This is a genomic window from Phocaeicola sp. RTP21198st1_B8_RTP21198_201120, assembly GCF_040929485.1.
Classification (GTDB): Bacteria; Bacteroidota; Bacteroidia; order Bacteroidales; family Bacteroidaceae; genus Phocaeicola; species Phocaeicola dorei.
This window is the reverse complement of the sequence record NZ_JBCOCI010000296.1, coordinates 482-1573: the sequence shown is the minus strand read 5'-3', so window position 1 is coordinate 1573 and position 1092 is coordinate 482. Positions and strand designations below refer to the sequence as shown.

Genomic DNA, 1092 nt, shown 5'->3' with positions numbered 1-1092 from the left:
AGTAAGTGCCGTTATGATATAAAAGTCCCCCACCATGGGCATTGATCGGATTCCCGTCCGTATCTTTCCAAACTTCACCGGGGATAAACTCCGTATACTTCTGTGCATGCACTGATACAGGCAGTAATGATATACAAACCACCCCTAATAATATAAACTTAATTATTCCACAATGTCTATTCATATTCATGATATTAAATAAGATTTCTTGTCTACAAAGATAGATGATACATAAAATATAAAGGTCTACTTATATGTCAAAAAAGGGCTAAAAACAATCATTCTCTATTAAATGTATGATATTATGGAGAATTTGTACTTCGAACTTAGTCCTCATTTATTATATAATACGATATAAACGAGGATTCCACTTATTAGCCCACTCCATAAAAGAGTTCGCTCGCTTTCAATCAAAGTCAATTCTCTGATCGAGCAAGTCATTTATATATACACATAAAACACCTTTCTTATATTCCATCCTCAAACGAACCTCCCCATATTTCTGCGGAGTATACCACTTGCCACCGGTTCCACGAGCCTGTGTTTTCCAACAATCCGATGTTCCCAATACATTTGTGCTGGTATATACCTTCCCTTTATATCTGATTTCAGGTTTCATCGTTTCTCCGTTTAGATAATATTCCAGATCACCGAGTTGCAACAAGCAACCTTGATAATTATCTGCGCCAAGAGTAATCGTCTGTTCCAGCACAAAAGGTTTTTCAGGATCAAATCGTATTTCTTTGCCGGATGCCGCTATCATCTTCTTCTTTTTTCTATCGGGGAATCCTTTGAAGTCGCAGGCTATTCCTGTAGAATAGCCTTGTGGATGTTGTAAACTGACAATCCAATCATAATAGTTGCCATACATCCAAGTCAGCCGCAATGGGGTACCCTCTGAAGCCGGTATCATATAAGGACGGACATTATTCAGTTGCGAGTCTTTTGTGACTGCCTCCTTAGAAATAACCTCTCCATCTTCACTCATGATAAATCTTACAATCTCATACACCTTACCATATTTTCCCTCTACCGGTAATGAGCAATATACCTCATTAACATTCGACGGATCGATAGCCATACCGGCACTAT

2 pseudogenes are annotated in these 1092 nt (G+C 38.4%); both read right to left on the bottom strand.

From position 1 onward, the window contains the following. A pseudogene (locus tag AB5935_RS25605) lies at nt 1-184 on the bottom strand (glycosyl hydrolase family 43); the annotation flags it as partial. Between the two features lie 222 nt (nt 185-406). Then, nucleotides 407-1092: pseudogene (locus AB5935_RS25600) on the bottom strand (hypothetical protein); the annotation flags it as partial.